An 18,320-nucleotide genomic window follows, 5' to 3' on the forward strand; every position below is an offset into this window, starting at 1 on the left:
AGGCGCAGTCCGTCGGCGGCGGCGGTCGCGTCCGTGATGCTGAGGGGTCGCCAGCGAGGACGTCGACGAGGTGCCGGTGCTCCTGACGCGGCGGGGGGTGAGGGTCAACTGCCCGGGGAACAAACGCTCGACGCCGGGACGACCGGCCTGCGACGATGCCGTCATGACGCAGATCATCAAGGGGGGCAACCTGCCCGTGTCCGGCGAGCCCATGCGGGTCGCCGTGGTCCGTGGCGCGGACGGGCCCGGCGTGCCCGAGGTCGACCCGGCGGCACTGCTGCTGGACGACAGCGGCAGGGTCAGGGGACGGAGTGACCTGATCTTCTACAACCAGCGCGCGCACGCCACCAGCGCCGTGGCGCTGCTGGGCAACGCCCGCAGCGAGGACGGGAGGTTGGCGGACTGGCTGGAGATCGACCCGGAGCGGATCGAGCCGGAGGTGGCACGGATCGTCATCGCGGCCTCCGCCGAGGGCGGGACCTTCGGTGAGGTACCGGGGCTGTACGTCGAGGCCGTCAGCACGGTGACGGGCCGGCGGATGGCGGTGTACTCGGTCGACGACGACGATGCCACCACCGAAACCGCCTACGTACTGGGCGAGTTCTACCGCCGGGACGGGGGCTGGAAGTTCCGTGCGGTCGGGCAGGGGTACGAGTCCGGACTCCCGGGGCTGGCCACCGACTACGGGTTCACGGTGGAGGAGGAAGAGCCCGACGCGGAGTCGGCCGTCGCGCCGCCGCCCGCACCCGGGCTGCCCGAGGCTCCCCCGCCCGCCCCACCGCTCCCGGAGCCGGTCTCGGCCGGGGCCACGGACGCCGTGCCCGAGGCGGCCCTCGCCCCGCCCGTCGGCACGCCCGTCTCCAAGACGGGCGCGCCACTTCTGGGCACCTTCACGACGCGGCTGAACAGGCTCCCCACCGACTTCGCCGCGGACTTCCCCGTCTTCTCCCAGGAGGGAAGGGGCGAGGACGTCGTCCGGGTGGACGTTCCCGTGCCGGCCGGGTTCGCGGTGGTCGACGTGGCCCGGGTGGGAGACAGCGTCTTCGACGTCACCGCGCTGGACCACCGCAACCGGGCGAGGTCCCCCTCGGTCATCCACAGCTGGATGGAGGACTTCAACGGCCGCGGACTCGTGGACCACGACGGGAACGGACCGCTGCGGCTGCGCGTGAAGGGACGGGGCGAGTGGAAGATCACCGTGAGCCCGGTCTCGGTGCTGCGGGAGGTCTCCGAACGCATCGAGGGCGCCGGTCCTGACGTCCTGGCGTACGCCGGCCCCGCCATCGACCTGGCCGTCCGGCACCGCAACAGCAGGAACGAGGCCTGGTTCCGGCTGGAGTCCGTCAGGCGCAGCGCCTCGCGCCGTGACCTGTACACCGGGTACCGATCGGGTCGGAGCACGGTGGCCCTGACGCGGGGGGCGCGCCTGCTGGTCGTCTCGTGCGACAGCCCGTGGTCGATCACCCCGCGCGAGGTGACCCCGCACCCCAACCGGCGCGAAGGGGAGATCCCGCCCTTCTGGAAGCGCCTGCGCTGAGCACACGGGCCCCTCCCGCCCCGCGATCCGCCGGTCGGGCGGGAACCGCCGGCGGCGGCCGCCCCGGGAAGGGCCGGCCGCGCTGCCGGCGGGCCCGTGCTCCCGCTCCCGGCCCGTCCCGCGGGGCGGAGCGGCTCAGCCCAGGACGGCCTCGCCCAGCAGGCGAGCCGTGTCGGCGACGAGCTTGCTGTCGTTCGGCCCCTGCGGCGCCTCCGGCCTGGTCGTCAGGACCGCCATCACCACCGGCGCACCGGCCGGGCTCCAGACCACGCCCACGTCGTTGGCGACGCCGTAGGCGCTGCCGCCGCCGGTCTTGTCGGCCAGCCGCCAGCCGGGCAGGCCCTCCTTGAACCGCTGGGTGTTGGTGGTGTTGGCGAGCAGCCAGCCGGTGAGCCGGTCCCTGTCCGGGCGGGGCAGCGCGTCGCCGAGCACCAGCCGGGCGTAGGTCTCGCCGATGGCCCGTGGGCTGGTGGTGTCCTCGGTGCGCCAGGGTTCGGCGGAGTTCAGGGCCGGTTCCCAGCGGTCGAGGCGGGTGACGCGGTCGCCGAGGGACCGGGCGAAGCGGGTGATCGCGGTCGGCCCGCCCAGCTCGCGCAGGAGCAGGTTGCCCGCGAGGTTGTCGCTCTGGCTCACGGCGGCCGCGCACAGGGCCTCGACCGTCATCCCGTCGGCCACGTGGTCCTTGGTGACCGGGGCCCACTCGGCCGCCTCGACCTCGGCCGCGGTGTAGTGGATCCGGCGGGCCAGGAACTCCCCGTCGCGGTCGAGGTCCCGCAGGACGGCCGCCGCGGCCAGCGGCTTGAACACCGAACAGACCGGGAAGAGTTCCTCCGCCCGGTTGACCACCGTGCGGCCGGTGACCAGATTGCGGGCGTAGACGCCGATGCGGGCGCCGTGCTCCCGTTCCATGTCCCGCAGCCGACGCAGGGTGCCCGGGCCGGCGCCCGGCCGGGTGTCCGCCGACGCCCGGCCGGCGGCGCCGAGGCCGAGGGCGGCCAGGCCGCCGGTAGCGAGGGCCAGGACCGTACGCCGGGACGGAGGGCTTGCCACGCGCTTCACATCGTCTCCTCACCGTTGATCATCGTTACGGGAGGAAACACGCGAACCGCCCCAGGACGGTTGCACCCGCCCACGACACCGAGGCGGGACCGGCCCCTTCGGCCCGCACCCGGTCCCGGTCACCCGGCGCGGGGGCCCCGCGACGCGACGGCTCAGGCGACGAGCAGGCGCAGGCCCAGCTCGGCCGCGTCGAGCGCCACGAGGTCGCGGTTGCGCTCGGTCCAGCGGCCCGAGGCGAGGTCGGCCCGGAGCATGTTCACCGCCCGCTGCTCGGCCTGCGCGCCGACCCTGGTCCACACCGACACCGCGCGGCGCACCCGTTCGTCCAGGTACTCCTCGGGCCGGCGCCAGTGGGCCTCGAAGAAGCCGTCGGCACAGTCCCACGGGACGAGCACCGGCTCCGCGCGGCCCCCGATCGCCCGGGTCATGTCGGCGAGCGACGGCCAGTCGGCCAGAAGGCCGCCGAATTCGGGCAGGTAGTCGCGGGTGAGCCAGAACCGCTGGAGCCAGCCGGTGGTGCTCGCGTCGTACGTGAACACCACCACGCGGCGGGCCACCCGCCGCATCTCGCGCAGCCCTGCGAGGGGGTCCGGCCAGTGGTGGACGGTGCTGACCGCCATCGCCGCGTCGAAGGACTTGTCGGCGAACGGCAGGCGCTCCGCACTGGCGGCCACGCACGGCGCGGCGCCCGCCGGGCGCTGCGCCCGCATCACCGCCGACGGCTCGACCGCCGTGACCTCACGGTCCGGCGGCTCGTAGGAGCCGGTGCCGGCCCCGACGTTCAGCACGGTCCGTGCGTCCCCGAGCGCCTCCCAGATCCTCGCCGCGATCCGCGGTTCGGTGCGCCGGGTCGCCGGGTAGGCGGAGCCGATCGCTTCGTACAACTGGGCGCCGAACACCTTCAACTGGTCCTCCGGCGTCGTCCTGACCCCCATGGCCCGCTCCTCCAGTTCCTTGTCGATGGCCGTCACCATGACGGCGGTGCGGTCGCGCTGTTCCACCAGCAGGCCGCGCAGCCGGCGCAGGCGCGCGGTCGCGTCGGTGGCAGGGTCGTCCACCAGGTCCGCGATCTCACGCAGCCCGAACCCCAGCCGCCGGAAGGCCAGTACCTCCCGCAGGCGCTCCACGTCGCCCGCCGAGTAGGCCCGGTACCCCGCGCTCGTCCGCGCGGACGAGCGGACGAGGCCGATCTCGTCGTAGTGGTGCAGGGTACGGACGCTCACAGCGGCCAACTCGGCCACACGTCCAACGGTCAGGTGCTCGTGCTCTTCCACACCGGCGACTATGCGGCATCACGTCACGTGAGGGTCAAGCGCTTCCCGGGCCCCACCTCGCACCGCGCCCCGCCGGGGTCCACCGGGCCGCGGGCGCGGCCCCGGCCGTAATTCGGTTGACCCGGCTGCGGGTCGGCGTTGCACTGTCGCGGGGCACCGCGAGCGGCGGTGCCGGTATCCGGGGGAAGGCAGCCGCGCACATGGAGATCCGTCCGACGACCGACCAGGACTTCGACGTCTTCGTCGACACGATGCTCGCCGCGTTCGGGTTCTATCCGGAACCCCCGGTCGACGGGGGCGGGCAGTGGTGGTCGGCGCTCGAAATGGACCGGTGCCTGTTCGCGGTGGCGGCGGACGGGAAGCCCGTCGGCACCGCCGGTGCGTACTCCTTCGAGCTCACCCTGCCCGGTGGGAGCCCCGTCCCCGTCTCCGGGGTGACCGCCGTCGGCGTCCTGCCCTCCCACCGGCGCCGGGGCGCGCTCAGTGCCCTGATGCGGCATCAGCTCGCGGAGCTGCGCGCCCGCGGGGAGTTCCTCTCCGTGCTGCTGGCCTCCGAGGCCCTGATCTACCGCAGGTTCGGCTACGGTCCGGCGACGTACACGGCAGGGCTGACGGTGCCGCGCCACCGGGCGGCCCTCGCCGTTCCCCGGGCGCGCGGGGGGAACGGCGAACCGGTCGCGGGCACGGCGGCCGGTTCGATCGAGGTGGTGCGGAGCAGCCACTGCGGCGGGGTCCTGGAGGAGGTCTACGACCGGTACCGCCGCTCACAGCCCGGCGCGCTCTCGCGCCCTCACCGCTGGTGGTCCCTGCGTGCCGGGCAGCCCCCGATCTCGCCCGCGCCGCGGTACGTCGCCCTCCACCGGGACGCCGACGGCGTCGCGGACGGGTACGCGAGCTACACGATCGAGCCCGGAGCCTCGAGGACGATGAAGGTCGACGAGATCATCACCGCCGACGACGCCGTCCACACGGCCCTGGCCCGGTTCCTCCTCGAGCACGACCTCGTCCACCAGGTCTCCTTCAAGCACGTCCCGACCGACCACCCGCTGCGCTGGCAGTTCGAGGACTTCCGGGGCGGCGAGGTGACGGGAGCCGGCGACTGGCTCTGGGTGCGGCTGCTGGACGTCCCGGCGGCGCTGACCGCGCGCGGCTGGTGCGCGGACGGTGAGCTCGTCCTCGACGTCGAGGACCGGTTCCTCGGCGAGCGCGGCCGCCACCTGCTGACCGTCCGCAGCGGCAAGGCCGACTGCGTCCCCACCGACCGGGAGCCCGACCTGTCCCTGGACGTGAGCGACCTGGCCTCGGTCTACCTCGGCGGCACCGCCCCGAGCACCCTCGTGCGCGCCGGGCACATCAGGGCCCACCACCCGGGCGCGGCCGCCCTCGCCGACGCCCTCTTCCGGGCCGAGCGCTCCCCGCACTGCCTGCACTGGTTCTGACCGGCGGCGCATAGTGTGTTGATCATGTTGAGGGTGACGACGGGGGCAGGACGTCGATGACGACATGGACGCGTGGAACGGTCGACGAGACCGTCGAAGCGGTCAACGCGCTGACCGCGCGGTGGGCGGCGGTGACGACGGGGACGGCGGGCGACGCTCGTGCCGCAGGGCCGGGTGACACCGGCGGTACGGTCTTCTCCGCCGCCGCGGTGTGGCCCCTGCTCGCGTTCCTCGCCGACGGCGCGAGCGGACCCGCCCGCGCCGAGCTGGCGGAGGCCGTCGGACTGCCGGCCGAGCGGGCCGCCGACAGGGCGCGGGAGTTCCTGGCCGCGGCGGACCGGCTGCGCGGAGTCGACGCGGCCCTGGGCCTGTGGACCCATCGCCGGCTGAAGGTGCGCGAGGAGTGGACCGCCAAGCTGCCGCCGCGCACCCACGGCAAGCTCACCGGCTGGCACGCCCTCGACCGCAGGGCGCTCGACGCCTGGGCGGCCGAGTGCACCGACGGGCGCGTCACGAGGATGCCGGGCGGCCTGAGCCGTCACGCCGAGCTGGTCCTGGCCAGCGCGTTCACGCTGGCGACCCGGTGGATCCGCCCCTTCACCGCCGAGTCCGCCCTCCCCCGCAAGGGTCCCTGGAGCGCTCGGCAACTGGCCGGATTGTCACGCACCACCTCCCTGCTCGACCGGGTCGGCGTCGCCGACACCCCCGCAGGCCACGTCACCGGCCTCCGCGTCGTGGGCGACCGGGGCATCGACGTCCACCTGCTCCTCGGCGAGCCGGGCATGCCGGCCGGCCGCGTGCTCGCCGCGGGCGTGGACGTCCTCGCCGGGCGGCAGGCCCTGGTACCCGGCAGCCGGCTTCCGCAGGGAGAAGCCGGGCCCGGGCTCACCGTGGAGTCGGTCCGGAACTGGTATCCCGCCCGGCCGAAGCTCCACGTGCGGACCGTGGCCTTCGACATCGCCGCCGAACACGATCTGACGGCCCGTGCGGACGTGTTCGGGCTGCGCTCGGCAACGCGCGCGTCGGCCGACTTCCCCGGAATCTCCGGCAGGCGGCTCGCCGTCACCCGGGCCCGGCAGTCGGCCACCGCGGCCTTCACCGACCAGGGTTTCGAGGCCGCGGTCGTCACCGCGATCGCGATGGGGGAAACCAGCGCCCGCGAGCCCGAGCCGAAGTACACGAACAGGGAGGTGCACGCCTGCTTCCACCGCCCCTTCGGCTTCCTCGCCGTCCACCAGGCCTCCCGGCTCGTCCTCGCGGCCGGCTGGGTCACGGACCCGCAGCCCTACCGTGAGACCGAGATGGACTGGTGACAGCGGCGTAGCTGGGCCTGCGCGGCGCTCACCGGTGGGCGCGGTCGTCCCAGGGCCGGAAGTCCGCGAACTCGACGGGGTCGTCGTCCTCGTCCAGGGCGGCGAACCCGTGCGTGACCAGCGTGCCGCGCTGCCGGTCGAGGAGGGTGTCGATCAGGCCGCCGTCGAGCGGTGGTCCCCGGTCCGCGTGCCGGGGCCAGACGATCACCGGCCACGTGTCGGGATCCCCACCCTCGCTGAGCCAGCCGAGGGAACAGCCCCTCCCAGGAGCCGTCGCCGAGGTGGGGCCGCCAGGGCGGCGGCCAGGCGGCTTACGGGGTCGGCCGCCCGGCGTACCGCGAGGGTCAGCCGTGCGGGGTTCCGGCCGGCGGTGGGGTGGGGCGTGTGCGGGGGCTGCGGGACAGGGTGGTCCAGGCTGCCGACAGGCGGTCGACCAGTTCCGTCGTGGTCCGGGCGGCGAAGGAGAAGGGGAGGCGGATGTGGTCGTCGTGGGCGCCGCTCGGGTCCATGGCGTCGCCCGGGATGACCTCGGCGCCGTGGCGCAGTGCCAGCTGGGCGTACACCCGGGCGTCCGTGCCCGGGGGCAGCCGGATCCACAGGACGGAGCCGCCCCGGGGTTCCTGCCAGCTCCACTCCGGAAGCCGTTCGGCGAGGAGCCGGGTCATGGTGGCGAGCTGCTCGCGGCGGATGCGGGCCCGCTCGGGCGCGAGGGCCGGGAGCTCGGGGAGGAGCCGGGCGGCGAGGGCCTGGTCCAGGAGCGGGCTGCCGAGGTCGCCGAGCGCCTTGAGCCGTGCCAGGCGGGCCGCGACGTCCTGGGGTGCGCGGAGCCAGCCGATCCGCAGGCCGCCCCATACGGCCTTGCTCAGCGAACCCGCGGTCAGGACGGTTCCCCGGGCCGCGTGCGCGGCGATCGGCGGGGGAGCCTCGCCGGGGGCGAGGGCCGCCTCGTGGGCGCTGTCCTCCAGGACGGGGACGCCGTGTTCGGCGGCGAGTTCGGCCACCCGGCGGCGGCGGCCGGCGGACATCAGGACGCCCGTGGGGTTGTGGTGGGTCGGCATGAGGTAGAGCAGCGCGGGCCGGTGTGCGGCGAGCGCGGTGGCGAGCCGGTCGATCCGGACCCCGTCGGAGTCGACGGGGACGCCGGCCAGCCGGGCGCCGGCGGCTCTGAAGACGTCCAGGCAGCCCGGCCACCCCGGTGATTCCACCAGGGCGGTGGACCCGCGCCCGAGGTACAGCTGGGCGCTCAGGGAGACGGCCTGGGTGGCACCGGTGGTCACGACCACCTGCTCGGGCACGGTCGGCAGTCCGTGCCGGGTGTGGTGGGCGGCGATCGCCTGCCGCAGCGCGGGCAGTCCGGCCGGGTGGTAGCCGGCCTCGCGGAGCAGCCCGGGCAGGTCCTCCCGTACCAGCTCGAGCAGGGCCCGGCCCAGGTCCGGACCGCCGCCCTCGGCCGCCTGCCCCAGTGAGATGAGGTCCGGCGGCGGTGTGATCAGCCGTTGGACCACCGCGGTCGCCCGGCCCCCGCGCACGCGCCCGTCCACCGGCGCCCGGCGGCCGGCCGCGCCCGCCGACACCCGCGTGCCGCTGCCCCGGCGCGTCTCGATCAGGCCCGACCCGCGCAGTGCGTCGAACGCGGCGACCACCGTGGCCCGGCTGACCGCGAGGGCGTCGGCGAGCCGCCGCTCGGACGGGAGGCGGTCGCCGGCGCGCAGGTCCCCGGACCGCACGGCCCGGCCGAACGCCTCGGTGAGCCGCCGGTACAGCGGTCCCCCGCCCGAACTCCAGTCGCCCAGCAGGTCGATCAGCCCGTCCGGCTCGGGCGCTCCACGGTTCCGGTCCACTTTCCCCTCCATTGGCACGGGAGCACGGGCTCCCCTGCCGCGAGGCTAACGGCATGACCTCCCCATCCACCTCACCACTCGATCCCCGGCTGGCGGCCGTCTGCGACCTCTCGGTCTTCGCGGCGCGCGACGGTGCGGGACGGCACGAGTACGACGGAACCGTCCAGGACCTGTCCCCGGACGGCGTACGGCGCGGCCTCGCCGCGCTCGGCGGGCCGGCCGGCACCGAGCCCTACGCGGACCCGCACGACGAGGCGCACGCGGCGGCCGCGGAGGAAGCCCTCCGGGTCCGCTTCGGTGAACTCGAACTGCACCGCAGCAATCCCCTGTGGCACATAGAGAACCTGGACCTGGCCGGCTACGACCGCCCCTACGCGCCTGCGGACGAGCGGGACGCGGCCCGCAGGGCGCACCTGGGCCGGTGGCCTGACGCCGTGGACGGGGCGATCCGGGCCCTGGACCGGGTCCCCGCGCCGCTGGCCGGGGCCACTTTGCCGCTCGCCCGCGGTCTGGCGGCCTGCCTCGACCCCCGGGGCGGCCCGGTCCACGCCGCCGCCGGCCGGGCGCACGCCCGTTTCGTGGCCCATCTGGAGCGGGCCGCCGTCCAGGGCCCGCCGTCGGCGGCGCTCGGCGGGCCGGCCCTCGCCCGGCTCCTCGGCTCGGCCGAAGCCTGCGCCGTCGACCTGACCGCACTGTCCGCCCGGGTGGATGCGGAACGGGACCGCCTGCGCACGCTGCTCGACGAAGCGCTGCGCCGCGTCGACCCGGAGGCCGCGCCGGCCGCTACCGTACGGGCCCTGCAGGCCGACCATCCCGAAGCCGACGGCCTGCTGGGGGAGTTCGCGGCGCTCGTCGAGGAGACGGTCGCCTGGACCGCCCGGCACGATCTGGTCCCCCACCACGATGTGGAGGTGGACGTCCTGCCGATGCCGCAGTCCCAGCGCCGGGCCCTGGCCGGGCTCTTCGCGTCCGCGCCCCACGAGCCCGACGCACCCAGCGCCTTCCGCGTCTGCCTCCCGGACTCCGGGTGGACGGGGGCGGAGCGCGACCAGTGGCTGTCGACGGGCTTCAACCGGACCCTGATGCCCAACATGGCCGTCCACGAGGTGGCACCCGGACACGCCAGTCACGGCCGGGCGCTGCGCCGGGCGGCGTCCGACGTCCGCCGCACGCTCCACTCGGACGCCTTCATCGAGGGCTGGGCCCACTACTGCGAGGAACTGGCCCTGGAGCAGGGCTTCCGCGCGGGCGACGCGCGCGTCGCGGTCGCGGTCGCCCAGGACGCGCTGCGCCGCGTCACCCGCTTCGCCTGCGCCATTGGCCTCCACACCGGAGCGATGACCCTGGCGGACGCGGCGGCCCGGTTCACCGAGGACGTCTCGCTGGCCGGGCCCGCGGCCCTGCACGAGGCGGAGCGCGGGCTGTTCGACCCCACGTACGGCCGCTACACCTGGGGCAAGTTCGCCATCCTCGACCTGCGCGAGCAGGCCGTGGCCCGCTGGGGCGGCGCCTTCTCGCTCCGTCGCTTCCACGGCGCCCTCTTCGACCTCGGGGCCCCGCCCCTCGGCCTGGTACACACGGCACTGGAACGCGGATGAACCCCCTCGCCGCCTTCGCCCTGGCCACGGTCGTCCTGGTGGCGGTGCCCGGACCCAACCTGCTCTACATCGTCACGCGCAGCGTGCAGGACGGACGGCGGGCCGGCATCGTCTCGGCCCTCGGGGTGGAGAGCGGGACCCTCGTCCACTTCCTCGTCGCGGTCTGCGGACTGGCCACCGTCATCACCGACCATCCCCCCGCCTTCGCCGTCCTGCGCTACGCGGGCGCCGGCTACCTGGCCTGGCTGGGCGTACGGGCACTGCTGCGCCGCGGGCCCTCCGCCGCCGTGGGGAGGGGGGAGCCCGGAGCCGACGGCGCCGGGGGTGGCGGGGGCGGCGGGGGCGGCGCCACCGCGGCCGACCGGCCCGACCGGCGCCGGCTGCTGCGCCTCTATCGCGACGCCGTGCTCGTCAACGTGCTCAACCCCAAGGTCGTCCTGTTCTTCCTGGCCTTCCTCCCGCAGTTCGTGCCCGCAGGCCTGTCCTCCGCGCAGACCCGCGCGCACATGCTCGTCCTCGGCGCGGTCTTCCTGGCCATCGCCCTCGCCTTCGACCTCTGCTACGCGCTGGTCGGCGCCGCGCTCGCCGGCCGCCTGCGCGGCACCCCGCGCCGGGACCGCCGCCTGTCGTACGTGACCGGCGGCGTCCACCTCGGCCTGGCGGCCCTGGTGCTCGTCTGACGCGGGGGGCGCCGGTCCTCGCGGCCGGGGCGGGGCCGGCCGACCGGGCACTGCGCCCGCCGCCGGCCCGCCACGCCCTCGGGCTCGGCCCGGCGTGCGCACCGCTCCCCTGCGGCGCCGACGGATCCGGGCGCTGATCCCGCAAGCCCGCCGGCCGTGCCCCCTACCCCCGGGTGCCGTGGCGGGAGGGTTCCTCCGGCGGCGGGAAGAAGCCCGACCGCGTGAAGTGGGCCACCGTCGCGGCGAAGCCCTCGGCCGTCAGCGGCGCCGGGAGGACGTCCGGCAGCAGGGTCCGGGTCGGGGAGACGTCGTACCGCAGGGCGGTCTCGTCTCCGCCGTCGCGGACGGTGGCGAGCAGGGACAGGCCCGTGGGGAGGCGGTGGGCCTCGACGTGGGCGGCCCAGGCGGCGCCGGTGGTGCCGGTGATGCGGTGGCCCAGCGCGCGGAGCCAGCCGACGGCGGTGTCCAGGCCCAGCCTCCGGTCGGCGGCGATGTGGAAGGTACGGCCGACGGTGTCCGGGCGTCGGGTGAGCGCGACCACGGCGGCCCGGACGTGGTCGACCGGGACCAGGTCGAAGACGGTCTCCCCGCCGGGGTCCTCGGTGGGGGCGAGGCCCGCCTCCACGCATGCCTTGAGCAGCAGCCAGAAGTAGTCGGAGGGCTGGCAGATGCCGGTGGCCGTGTCCGCGGCGATCCGGGTCGGGCGGTGGACGGTGACCGGCAGGCCGCGGTCGGCGGCCTGTGCCAGCAGCCTCTCGGCCGCCCACTTGCTCTGCGCGTAGCCGTGCCGGAGCAGCCCGGGGCCGGGCAGCGGGTCGTCAGGGTGGACGACGGGACCCGCACCGGGTTCCGGGGCCAGGACGCCGACGGTGGAGATGTGGTGGAGGGGTACGGTCCGGTGCCGGGCGGCGAGACGGAGCAGCTCGACGGTGCCGCCGACGTTCGCCGCCTTGAGCCGGTCGTAGGTGTGCGCCAGGTTGACGGCGGCGCCGCAGTGGTAGACGGCGTCGGCGGTACGGGCCAGCTCGTCGAAGAGCTCCGGCGCCAGGCCCAGGCGCGGTGCGGCCAGATCGGCCGGGACCGCGTGCACGCGGCCGGCGAACCCGGGCCGCCACAGCCGGCGGGCGTTCAGGGAGGCGAGGACCCGGGCCCGGGCCGCTTCCGCGTCGGCGGCGCGGACCAGGCAGTGCACCTCGGCCGGGGTCCGGGTGAGCAGTTCGTACAGGAGGTGGGCGCCGAGGAACCCGGTGGCCCCGGTGAGCAGCAGCCGGCGCGGATCGGCGGTCCAGGACGCGACGGTCCCGGCGGGCCGGACGTCGGCGGGCAGGACCGCGTCGGCGGACAGGCCGCGGGCCTCCTCGTCGGCCGCGCCCGTTCCGTCGAGGCGGGCCGCGAGGGCGCCGGGGGTGGGGGAGCCGAAGACGGCATGGGCGGGGAGGGCCGTGCCGGTCGCGGCGCGCAGTGCGAGGACGAGGCGGACGGCCAGCAGGGAGTCTCCGCCGGCCTCGAAGAAGTTCTCGTCCGGGCCGGCGGGCGGCTGCCCCAGCACCTCCTGCCAGGCCGCGGCGACGATGCGCCCGGCGGCGGTGGCCGGGGGTGCGGCGGGGGTGGTGGCGGGCCCCGTGGGAGGCAGGGCGCGGTCCAGCGCGAGCCGGTCGAGCTTGCCGGTCGCGGTACGCGGGAATCCGGCGTGGGCCAGGACCCGCGAGGGCACGCAGTACGCGGGCAGCACGGCGGCCAGCGCGGTACGGACCTCGCCGGGGGTGGGGCCGGGCGCGCCGGGGCCGGGTACGAAGTGGGCGTGCAGCCGGGGGCCGGCGGGCCCGGGGACCACGGTGACGGCGGCCTGCGCGACGCCCGGCAGGGCGCGCAGCGCAGACTCCACCTCGCCGGGTTCCACCCGGTGGCCGCGGATCTTGACCTGGTCGTCGTCGCGTCCCAGGAACTCGATGAGCCCGTCCGGGCCGAACCGGCCCAGGTCGCCGGTCCGGTAGCACCGTCCGCCCGCCGCGCGGGGGTCCGGGCGGAAGCGGAGCCCGGTCTGCTCCGGGTTCCCCAGATAGCCGTCGGCCACCGGGGTGCCGGCCACCCGGATCTCGCCCGGCGCGCCCTGCGGCACGGGCCGCCCGGCCCGGTCCAGGATCTCGACGCGGGCGTTCTGCACGGGGCGGCCGATGGGCGGCCGGGCGGGCCAGTGCGCGGGGTCGCCGGTCAGCCGGTGCGCGGTGACCACGTGGGTCTCCGAGGGGCCGTACTGGTTGTCCAGCGACGCCCCGGTGCCGGCGAAGAACGCGCGGACGGCGGGGGTGACGTGGAGCTGCTCGCCGGAGGTGACCACCTCGGGGACGGGGCAGCCGATGCCGGACGCGGCGGCGTGGTCGGCGAGCTGCTGGAGGGCGACGAAGGGCAGGAAGAGCCGGTCGACGCGCTGGTCGGCGGCGAGGGCGAGGAGCAACGCGGGGTCCTTGCGCGCGTCCTCCCCGGCCAGCACCAGGGTGCCGCCGCCCGCCCAGGTGGCGAAGAGCTCCTGGAAGAAGACGTCGAAGCCGATGGGGGCGAACTGGAGGGTCCGGGGGGCCGGGGCGGAGCGGCGGCGCTGCCAGTCCGCCAGGTTGGCGAGGCTCCGGTGCGGCATGGCGACGCCCTTGGGCGCGCCGGTGGAGCCGGAGGTGTAGACGGCGTAGGCCGGATCGTCCGGGCCGGCGGAGGCCAGGGGGGACGCGTCCGCTCCGGAAGCGGCGGGCTCGGGCACGGCAGGCCCGGACGTGGCGGACTCCGGCGCAGTAGGCCCGGACGCGACGGACTCAGGCGCAGTAAGCCCGGACGCGGCGGACTCAGGCGCAGTAAGCCCGGACGCAGCAGGCCCGGACGCGGCAGGCCCGAGCACAGCAGGCCCGGACGCGGCGGACTCAGGCGCAGCAGGCCCGGACGCAGCAGGCCCGGACGCGGCAGGCCCGAGCACAGCAGGCCCGGGCACGGCAGGCCGGGGCGCGCCGGGCCCGGCCGGCGGCTCCGGGGTGTTCAGGTCGAGCACCCGCAGGTTCGCGGCGGCCGGGCGGGGCCCCGTGGTGTCCGTGCGGGTGAGCAGGATCGAGGCGCCGCTGTCCGCGAGCACCAGGTCGGTCCGCCCGGCCGGCAGGGCGGGGTCGAGCGGAACGCAGCAGGCACCGCTCTTGAGGACGGCGAGTACGGCCGCCGGGACGTCGGGGCCCCGGTCCAGGCGGACGGCGACGCGCCGGCCGGGGCCCGCGCCGAGGGCGGTGAGCCGCCGGGCGAGCCGGTCGGCGGCGGCGTCGAGGGCCGCGTAGCCGATCTCGCGGGAGCCGTCGACGACGGCCGGCCGGTCCGGGGTGAGCCGTGCCTGGCGGCTGAACGCCTCATGGGCCAGGAGCGGTTCGGCGGGGGCCGCGGGCCCCTCGGTGAACTCCCGGGCGACGCGGTCGTACTCGGCGTCGGAGAGCATCGGCAGCTCGCCGACCGGTGTGTCCGGCCGGGCCAGGGCACCGTCGAGCAGGGTGGTGAACCACTGGGCGATGCGCTGCGCGTGCGGGGCGTCGTACAGGGCGCCGGCGAAGGTCAGCAGGCCGAGGTAGCCGCCGTCCTCGGGCACCAGGTGGAAGAAGAGGTCGAACTTGGCGGTGCCGTGGTCGATCCGGACCTGCCGGGCGGTGATCCCGGGGAGGTCGAGGCCGGGCGCGGCGGCGTCGTCGACGGTCAGGACCACCTGGAAGAACGGGAACCCGGCCGGGCTGCGCTCGCCGTCGAGGGCCTTCACGAGGTGGCCGAAGGGGATGTCGCGGTGGGTGACCGCGTCCCACACGGTCTCCTTGGTGGAGCGCAGGAGCTCGGCGAAGGTGCGCGCGGGGTCCGCGGTCTGACGCAGCGGCAGGACGTCGGTGAGGCAGGCGAGGAGCGGTTCGAGGTCCGGTTCGTCGCGGCGCGAGACCGGGGTGCCGATGACCACGTCGTCCTGGTCGCAGGAGCGGGCCACCAGCGCGGTGAGCGCGGCGGCCAGGACGCAGAAGGTGCTGGTGCGGTGGAGCCGGGCGAGTGCGCGGATCCGGCGGCCGGTGCCGGGCCCGATGCGGAAGCGGACCTGCCCGCCGCGGTGGTCGGGAACGTCCGGGCGGGTGCGCGCGGAGGGCACGGTGGACCGGGCGGGCGCGCCGGCCAGTACCCGCCGCCAGTGGGCGAGCAGTTCCCCGTGGTGGGCGGCGGGCCGGGACCGCTGCTCGCGGGCGTGGTCGGCGAAGGTCTTCTCCAGCGGCGGCAGCTCGGCGGGCCGCCCCTCCAGCGCCGCCCGGTAGCGGGCGCTGAACTCCAGGTCCAGCAGGCGGAAGCACCAGCCGTCGACCAGGGCGTGGTGGAGGGCGACGGCCAGGACGGCGTCCTGCGGCCCCACGTGCAGGAGCGTGGCCCGCAGGAGCGGGGGCCGGGTGAGGTCGAGGGGGCCGGCGACCGCCTCGCGCAGAACCCGGTCCAGCTCGCCGGGCGGCACCGTGCGCCGGTCCACGCGCACGGGGCGGGGCTCCTCGGCGTACTGCACGGCCCGGCCGTCCTCCAGGACGAGGCGCGAGCGGAGGGTGGCGTGCCGCTCCACGATCCCGGTGAGCGCGGTCTCGACGGCCCGTGCGTCGAGGGGGCCGCGCAGCCGGTGGTTCCACGATTCGACGTAGCGCGAGGCTCCGTCGTGGAGCTGGTCGTTGAGCCAGATCGACTCCTGCTCGTACGTCATGGGGTACGGAGCGGACGGGGAGGCGGCGGTCATGACGTGCTCCGTGCGGCGGTGAGGGTGGACAGCAGGGCGGCCGGGTCGACCTTGCCGTTGGGGGTGACGGGCAGGTAGGGCACCCGGTAGACGGCGGCGGGCACGCTGTAGCGGGGCAGCCGGTCGGCGAGGGAGCGGCGGATGACGGCGGCCGTCAGATCGCTGGACCACGAGGTGTAGAAGAGCGCCAGGTGGTCGGGGGCGGCGCCGGCCGCGCCCGGGCCGGTTTCCCGGGCGGGGACCGGCAGGACGTGGCAGTGCCGGATGCCGGGAACGGTGCGCGCCACCGACTCGATGCCGGCGGGCTCCAGACGATGGCCGGCGATCTTGACCTGGCGGTCGGCGCGGCCGAGGAAGTGCAGCACGCCGTGCCGGTCGAACGCGCCCCGGTCGCCGGTGCGGTACGCGGGCCGCGGCCGCCCCTCCAGGGTGAGGGTGGTGAACGCGGCGCGGGTGGCGGCCGGGTCGGCCAGGTATCCGCGGGCCAGGCCCTCGCCCGTCACCCAGATCTCGCCGCCGACCAGGTGCACGTCCGTGCCGGGGACGGGGGTGCCGATCGGGATGCCGTCCGGCAGATCGCAGTCCTCGGGGCGGATGGTGTGCGTGGTGGCGAAGACGCAGCTCTCCACCGGGCCGTAGCCGTTGATCAGGGTGATGCCGGGGTGGCGTGCCAGGAAGGACCGCACGTGGGGCGGGGAGAGGGTCTCGCCGCCGGTCAGGACGGTGCGCAGGCCGTCGAACGCGTCGACGTCCTCGTCCACGAACAGGTTGAAGACCGCGGAGGTGAGCCAGAGGGTGTCCACCCCGCTCCGCTCGCGCAGCCGGCGCAGGTCGTCGGGGAGCAGCTGGTCGGGGGCGGCGAGGGCGCAGGTGCCGCCGGTGGTGAGGGGGCCCCACACCTCCAGGGAGAAGGCGTCCCAGGAGGCGGGCGCCGCCTGGGCCGTGGTGCGTCCGGGGCCCAGCCCGGCGAGGGGCCGGCCGGCGAACAGCCGGGTGGTGGCGGCGTGCGGGGAGAGCACGGCCTTGGGCGGGCCGCTGGTGCCCGAGGTGAAGAAGACCGCGGCGGTGGAGCCGGCGTCGACCTGGAGGTCGACGGCCCGGACCCGGCGGGCGGCGGCCTCCTCCAGGGTCCCGGCCGGCGGGGTCCACACGCGGGTACGGCGGCCCGCGGCCGGCTCGTCGTCGGACTGCGGGGCGGAGGTGACCATGACGGGGGACCCGAGCCGGCTGACGGTCTCGCGGCGCCGGAACGCCGGCTGGGCGGGGTCGAGGACGGCGTACCCGGCCCCGCACTTGAGGACCGCGAGCAGGACGGCGATCAGCCGCGCGCCGCGGGGCATGCCGACGGGCACCAGGTCGCCGGGGCGCACGCCGAGGTCCTGGAGGCCGGCGGCGTACGCGTCGGCGGCGTGGTCGAGGGTGCGGTACGAGATCCGGGCGGAGCCTTCGACGAGCGCCGTGGCCCCGGGGCGCAGACGTGCCTGCCGGGTGACGGCCGTGTGGACGAGACGGCTGCCGGGCCCCGGCGCGGCCGCGCTTTCACGCGGCATTGCGCATCTCCGTACAGGAGGTGAGGAATTCCCGCAGGGAAGCGCTTTCGAAAAGGTCCTGCGGGGCGAAGGGAATTCCCGTCAGGGTGCGCAGGCGGGCGCAGATGCGCATCGCCTGGAGTGACGTTCCGCCGATGTCGAGGAATTGCGTGCCGGGGGTGACGTCCGCATTCCCGGTGACATCGCGGACCACCTCCAGGAAGGCGTCGGGGACATCGGCTCCCCCTGCCCCGTGCGCGTGGAAGAGGGTGCCGCACGGCCGGCCGGACAGCGCCTCGGCCGCCTGCGCGGCGGAGGTCAGCAGGACCGTGATGCCGGCCTCGGTGGCGCTGCGGGCGGCGGCGAGCTTGCTGGCCATGCCGCCCGTGCCGAGCCCCGATCCGGGCGAGGAGAGGTCGAGTCCGCCGAGTTCGGCGCCGGAGCGCACCTCGGGGATGCGCCGGCTGCCGGGCAGCCGCGGATCGGCGTCGTAGAGCCCGTCCACGTCGGAGAGCAGCACCAGCCGGTTGGCCCGGACCAGTCCGGCGACCAGGCCGGCGAGCCGGTCGTTGTCCCCGAAGCGGATCTCGTCCGTGGCGACGGTGTCGTTCTCGTTGACCACCGGCAGCACCCCCATCGCCAGCAGCGCGTCCAGGGTGCGGCGGGCGTTTCCGAACTGCCCGTCGCGCGTGACGTCGTCGTTCGTGAGCAGGACCTGGCCGACGCGGATGCCGTACCGGGCGAACGAGGCCGTGTAGCGGGCGATCAGCAGCCCCTGTCCCACGCTGGCGGCGGCCTGCTGATGGGCGAGGTCGGCCGGCCGGGCCGCGAGGCCCAGCGGAGCCAGGCCCGCGGCGATGGCCCCTGAGGACACCAGCACCAGCTGCTCGCCCCTGCCCAGGGCCGCGGCCAGCGCGTCGACCAGCGCGTCCAGCCGTTCGGCGTCCAGGCCGCCGGCCGCGGTCGTCAGCGAGGAGGAGCCCACCTTCACCACGGTGCGGACGTCCCGTCCCCCGTCCGGTGTCCCCGGTTCCCGTGTCCGTACGACTGTCTGCACGACAGATCCCCCTCAAAAGGCTTTTCTTCCAGTGGAGTTGGCCTGAACCGGCCTGGCTGGTTCTTTCTACCAGCGCACCGGGGGCGGGGCCCGGCGACGGCTGACAGGAAACTGCCGGGACCGGTGCAGCTTCCTGATCCGGCCGGATCTGGTACCGCCGAATTCCCGGTGCGAGATTTCTTCCGTCGGCTCGACCGGCAGCCACATCCGGTGCGGAGGAAAGAG

12 protein-coding genes are annotated in these 18,320 nt (G+C 75.8%); 5 read left to right on the top strand and 7 right to left on the bottom strand.

All coding sequences use genetic code 11. The features are described 5' to 3' along the window. The first annotated feature begins 163 nt into the window (after positions 1-163). The gene (locus tag AB0469_RS17790) at positions 164-1,537 is read left to right on the top strand and encodes a TerD family protein (protein ID WP_366452340.1); all 1,374 of its coding nucleotides are present in this window, start codon (positions 164-166) and stop codon (positions 1,535-1,537) included. A gap of 135 nt (positions 1,538-1,672) precedes the next feature. Here the strand turns inward: AB0469_RS17790 and bla are convergent, their stop codons facing one another. Further along, positions 1,673-2,596 carry a class A beta-lactamase gene (gene bla / locus AB0469_RS17795; protein WP_366452341.1) on the bottom strand — a complete coding sequence of 308 codons (924 nt, stop codon included), beginning with the start codon at positions 2,594-2,596 and terminating at the stop codon, positions 1,673-1,675. 152 nt (positions 2,597-2,748) lie between these two features. Further along, entirely contained in the window at positions 2,749-3,837 is a 1,089-nt protein-coding gene (locus AB0469_RS17800) for a MerR family transcriptional regulator (RefSeq protein WP_366452499.1), read from the bottom strand. A 233-nt stretch (positions 3,838-4,070) separates the two neighbouring features. On the opposite strand from AB0469_RS17800, the gene AB0469_RS17805 reads away from it, so the two are divergent. Both AB0469_RS17805 and AB0469_RS17810 read left to right on the top strand, forming a co-directional pair. After that, positions 4,071-5,309 (top strand): GNAT family N-acetyltransferase, encoded by a 1,239-nt coding sequence (locus tag AB0469_RS17805; protein ID WP_366452342.1) that lies wholly within the window; start codon positions 4,071-4,073, stop codon positions 5,307-5,309. 56 nt (positions 5,310-5,365) lie between these two features. After that, complete coding sequence (locus tag AB0469_RS17810; protein WP_366452343.1) at positions 5,366-6,622, top strand: serpin family protein; 1,257 nt, start codon at positions 5,366-5,368, stop codon at positions 6,620-6,622. A gap of 28 nt (positions 6,623-6,650) precedes the next feature. On the opposite strand, the gene AB0469_RS17815 is transcribed toward AB0469_RS17810, so the two are convergent. Together AB0469_RS17815 and AB0469_RS17820 are read right to left on the bottom strand one after the other, a co-directional pair. Beyond that, complete coding sequence (locus AB0469_RS17815) at positions 6,651-6,830, bottom strand: hypothetical protein (protein WP_366452344.1); 180 nt, start codon at positions 6,828-6,830, stop codon at positions 6,651-6,653. Between the two features lie 136 nt (positions 6,831-6,966). Beyond that, a complete protein-coding gene (locus tag AB0469_RS17820) occupies positions 6,967-8,463 on the bottom strand; it encodes a PLP-dependent aminotransferase family protein (protein WP_366452345.1) in 1,497 nt (498 codons plus the stop codon). Between the two features lie 53 nt (positions 8,464-8,516). Between AB0469_RS17820 and AB0469_RS17825 the strand changes: the two genes are divergently transcribed. Beyond that, the gene (locus AB0469_RS17825; RefSeq protein WP_366452346.1) at positions 8,517-10,061 is read left to right on the top strand and encodes a DUF885 family protein; all 1,545 of its coding nucleotides are present in this window, start codon (positions 8,517-8,519) and stop codon (positions 10,059-10,061) included. Continuing rightward, entirely contained in the window at positions 10,058-10,741 is a 684-nt protein-coding gene (locus AB0469_RS17830) for a LysE family translocator (RefSeq protein ID WP_366452347.1), read from the top strand. The genes AB0469_RS17825 and AB0469_RS17830 overlap by 4 nt, the downstream gene beginning before the upstream one ends. A 163-nt stretch (positions 10,742-10,904) precedes the next feature. On the opposite strand, the gene AB0469_RS17835 is transcribed toward AB0469_RS17830, so the two are convergent. The 3 genes from AB0469_RS17835 to proB are packed head-to-tail and all read right to left on the bottom strand — an operon-like array spanning position 10,905 to position 18,095. Further along, on the bottom strand, positions 10,905-15,509 hold the full coding sequence (locus tag AB0469_RS17835) for a thioester reductase domain-containing protein (protein WP_366452348.1): 4,605 nt from the start codon (positions 15,507-15,509) through the stop codon (positions 10,905-10,907). Beyond that, entirely contained in the window at positions 15,506-17,059 is a 1,554-nt protein-coding gene (locus AB0469_RS17840) for an AMP-binding protein (protein ID WP_366452349.1), read from the bottom strand. The genes AB0469_RS17835 and AB0469_RS17840 overlap by 4 nt, the downstream gene beginning before the upstream one ends. Then, a complete protein-coding gene (gene proB, locus AB0469_RS17845) occupies positions 17,049-18,095 on the bottom strand; it encodes a glutamate 5-kinase (RefSeq protein WP_366452350.1) in 1,047 nt (348 codons plus the stop codon). Before proB ends, AB0469_RS17840 begins: the two co-directional genes overlap by 11 nt. Between the last annotated feature and the right edge of the window lie 225 nt (positions 18,096-18,320).

The organism is Streptomyces sp. NPDC093801, from assembly GCF_040701585.1.
Classification (GTDB): Bacteria; Actinomycetota; Actinomycetes; order Streptomycetales; family Streptomycetaceae; genus Streptomyces.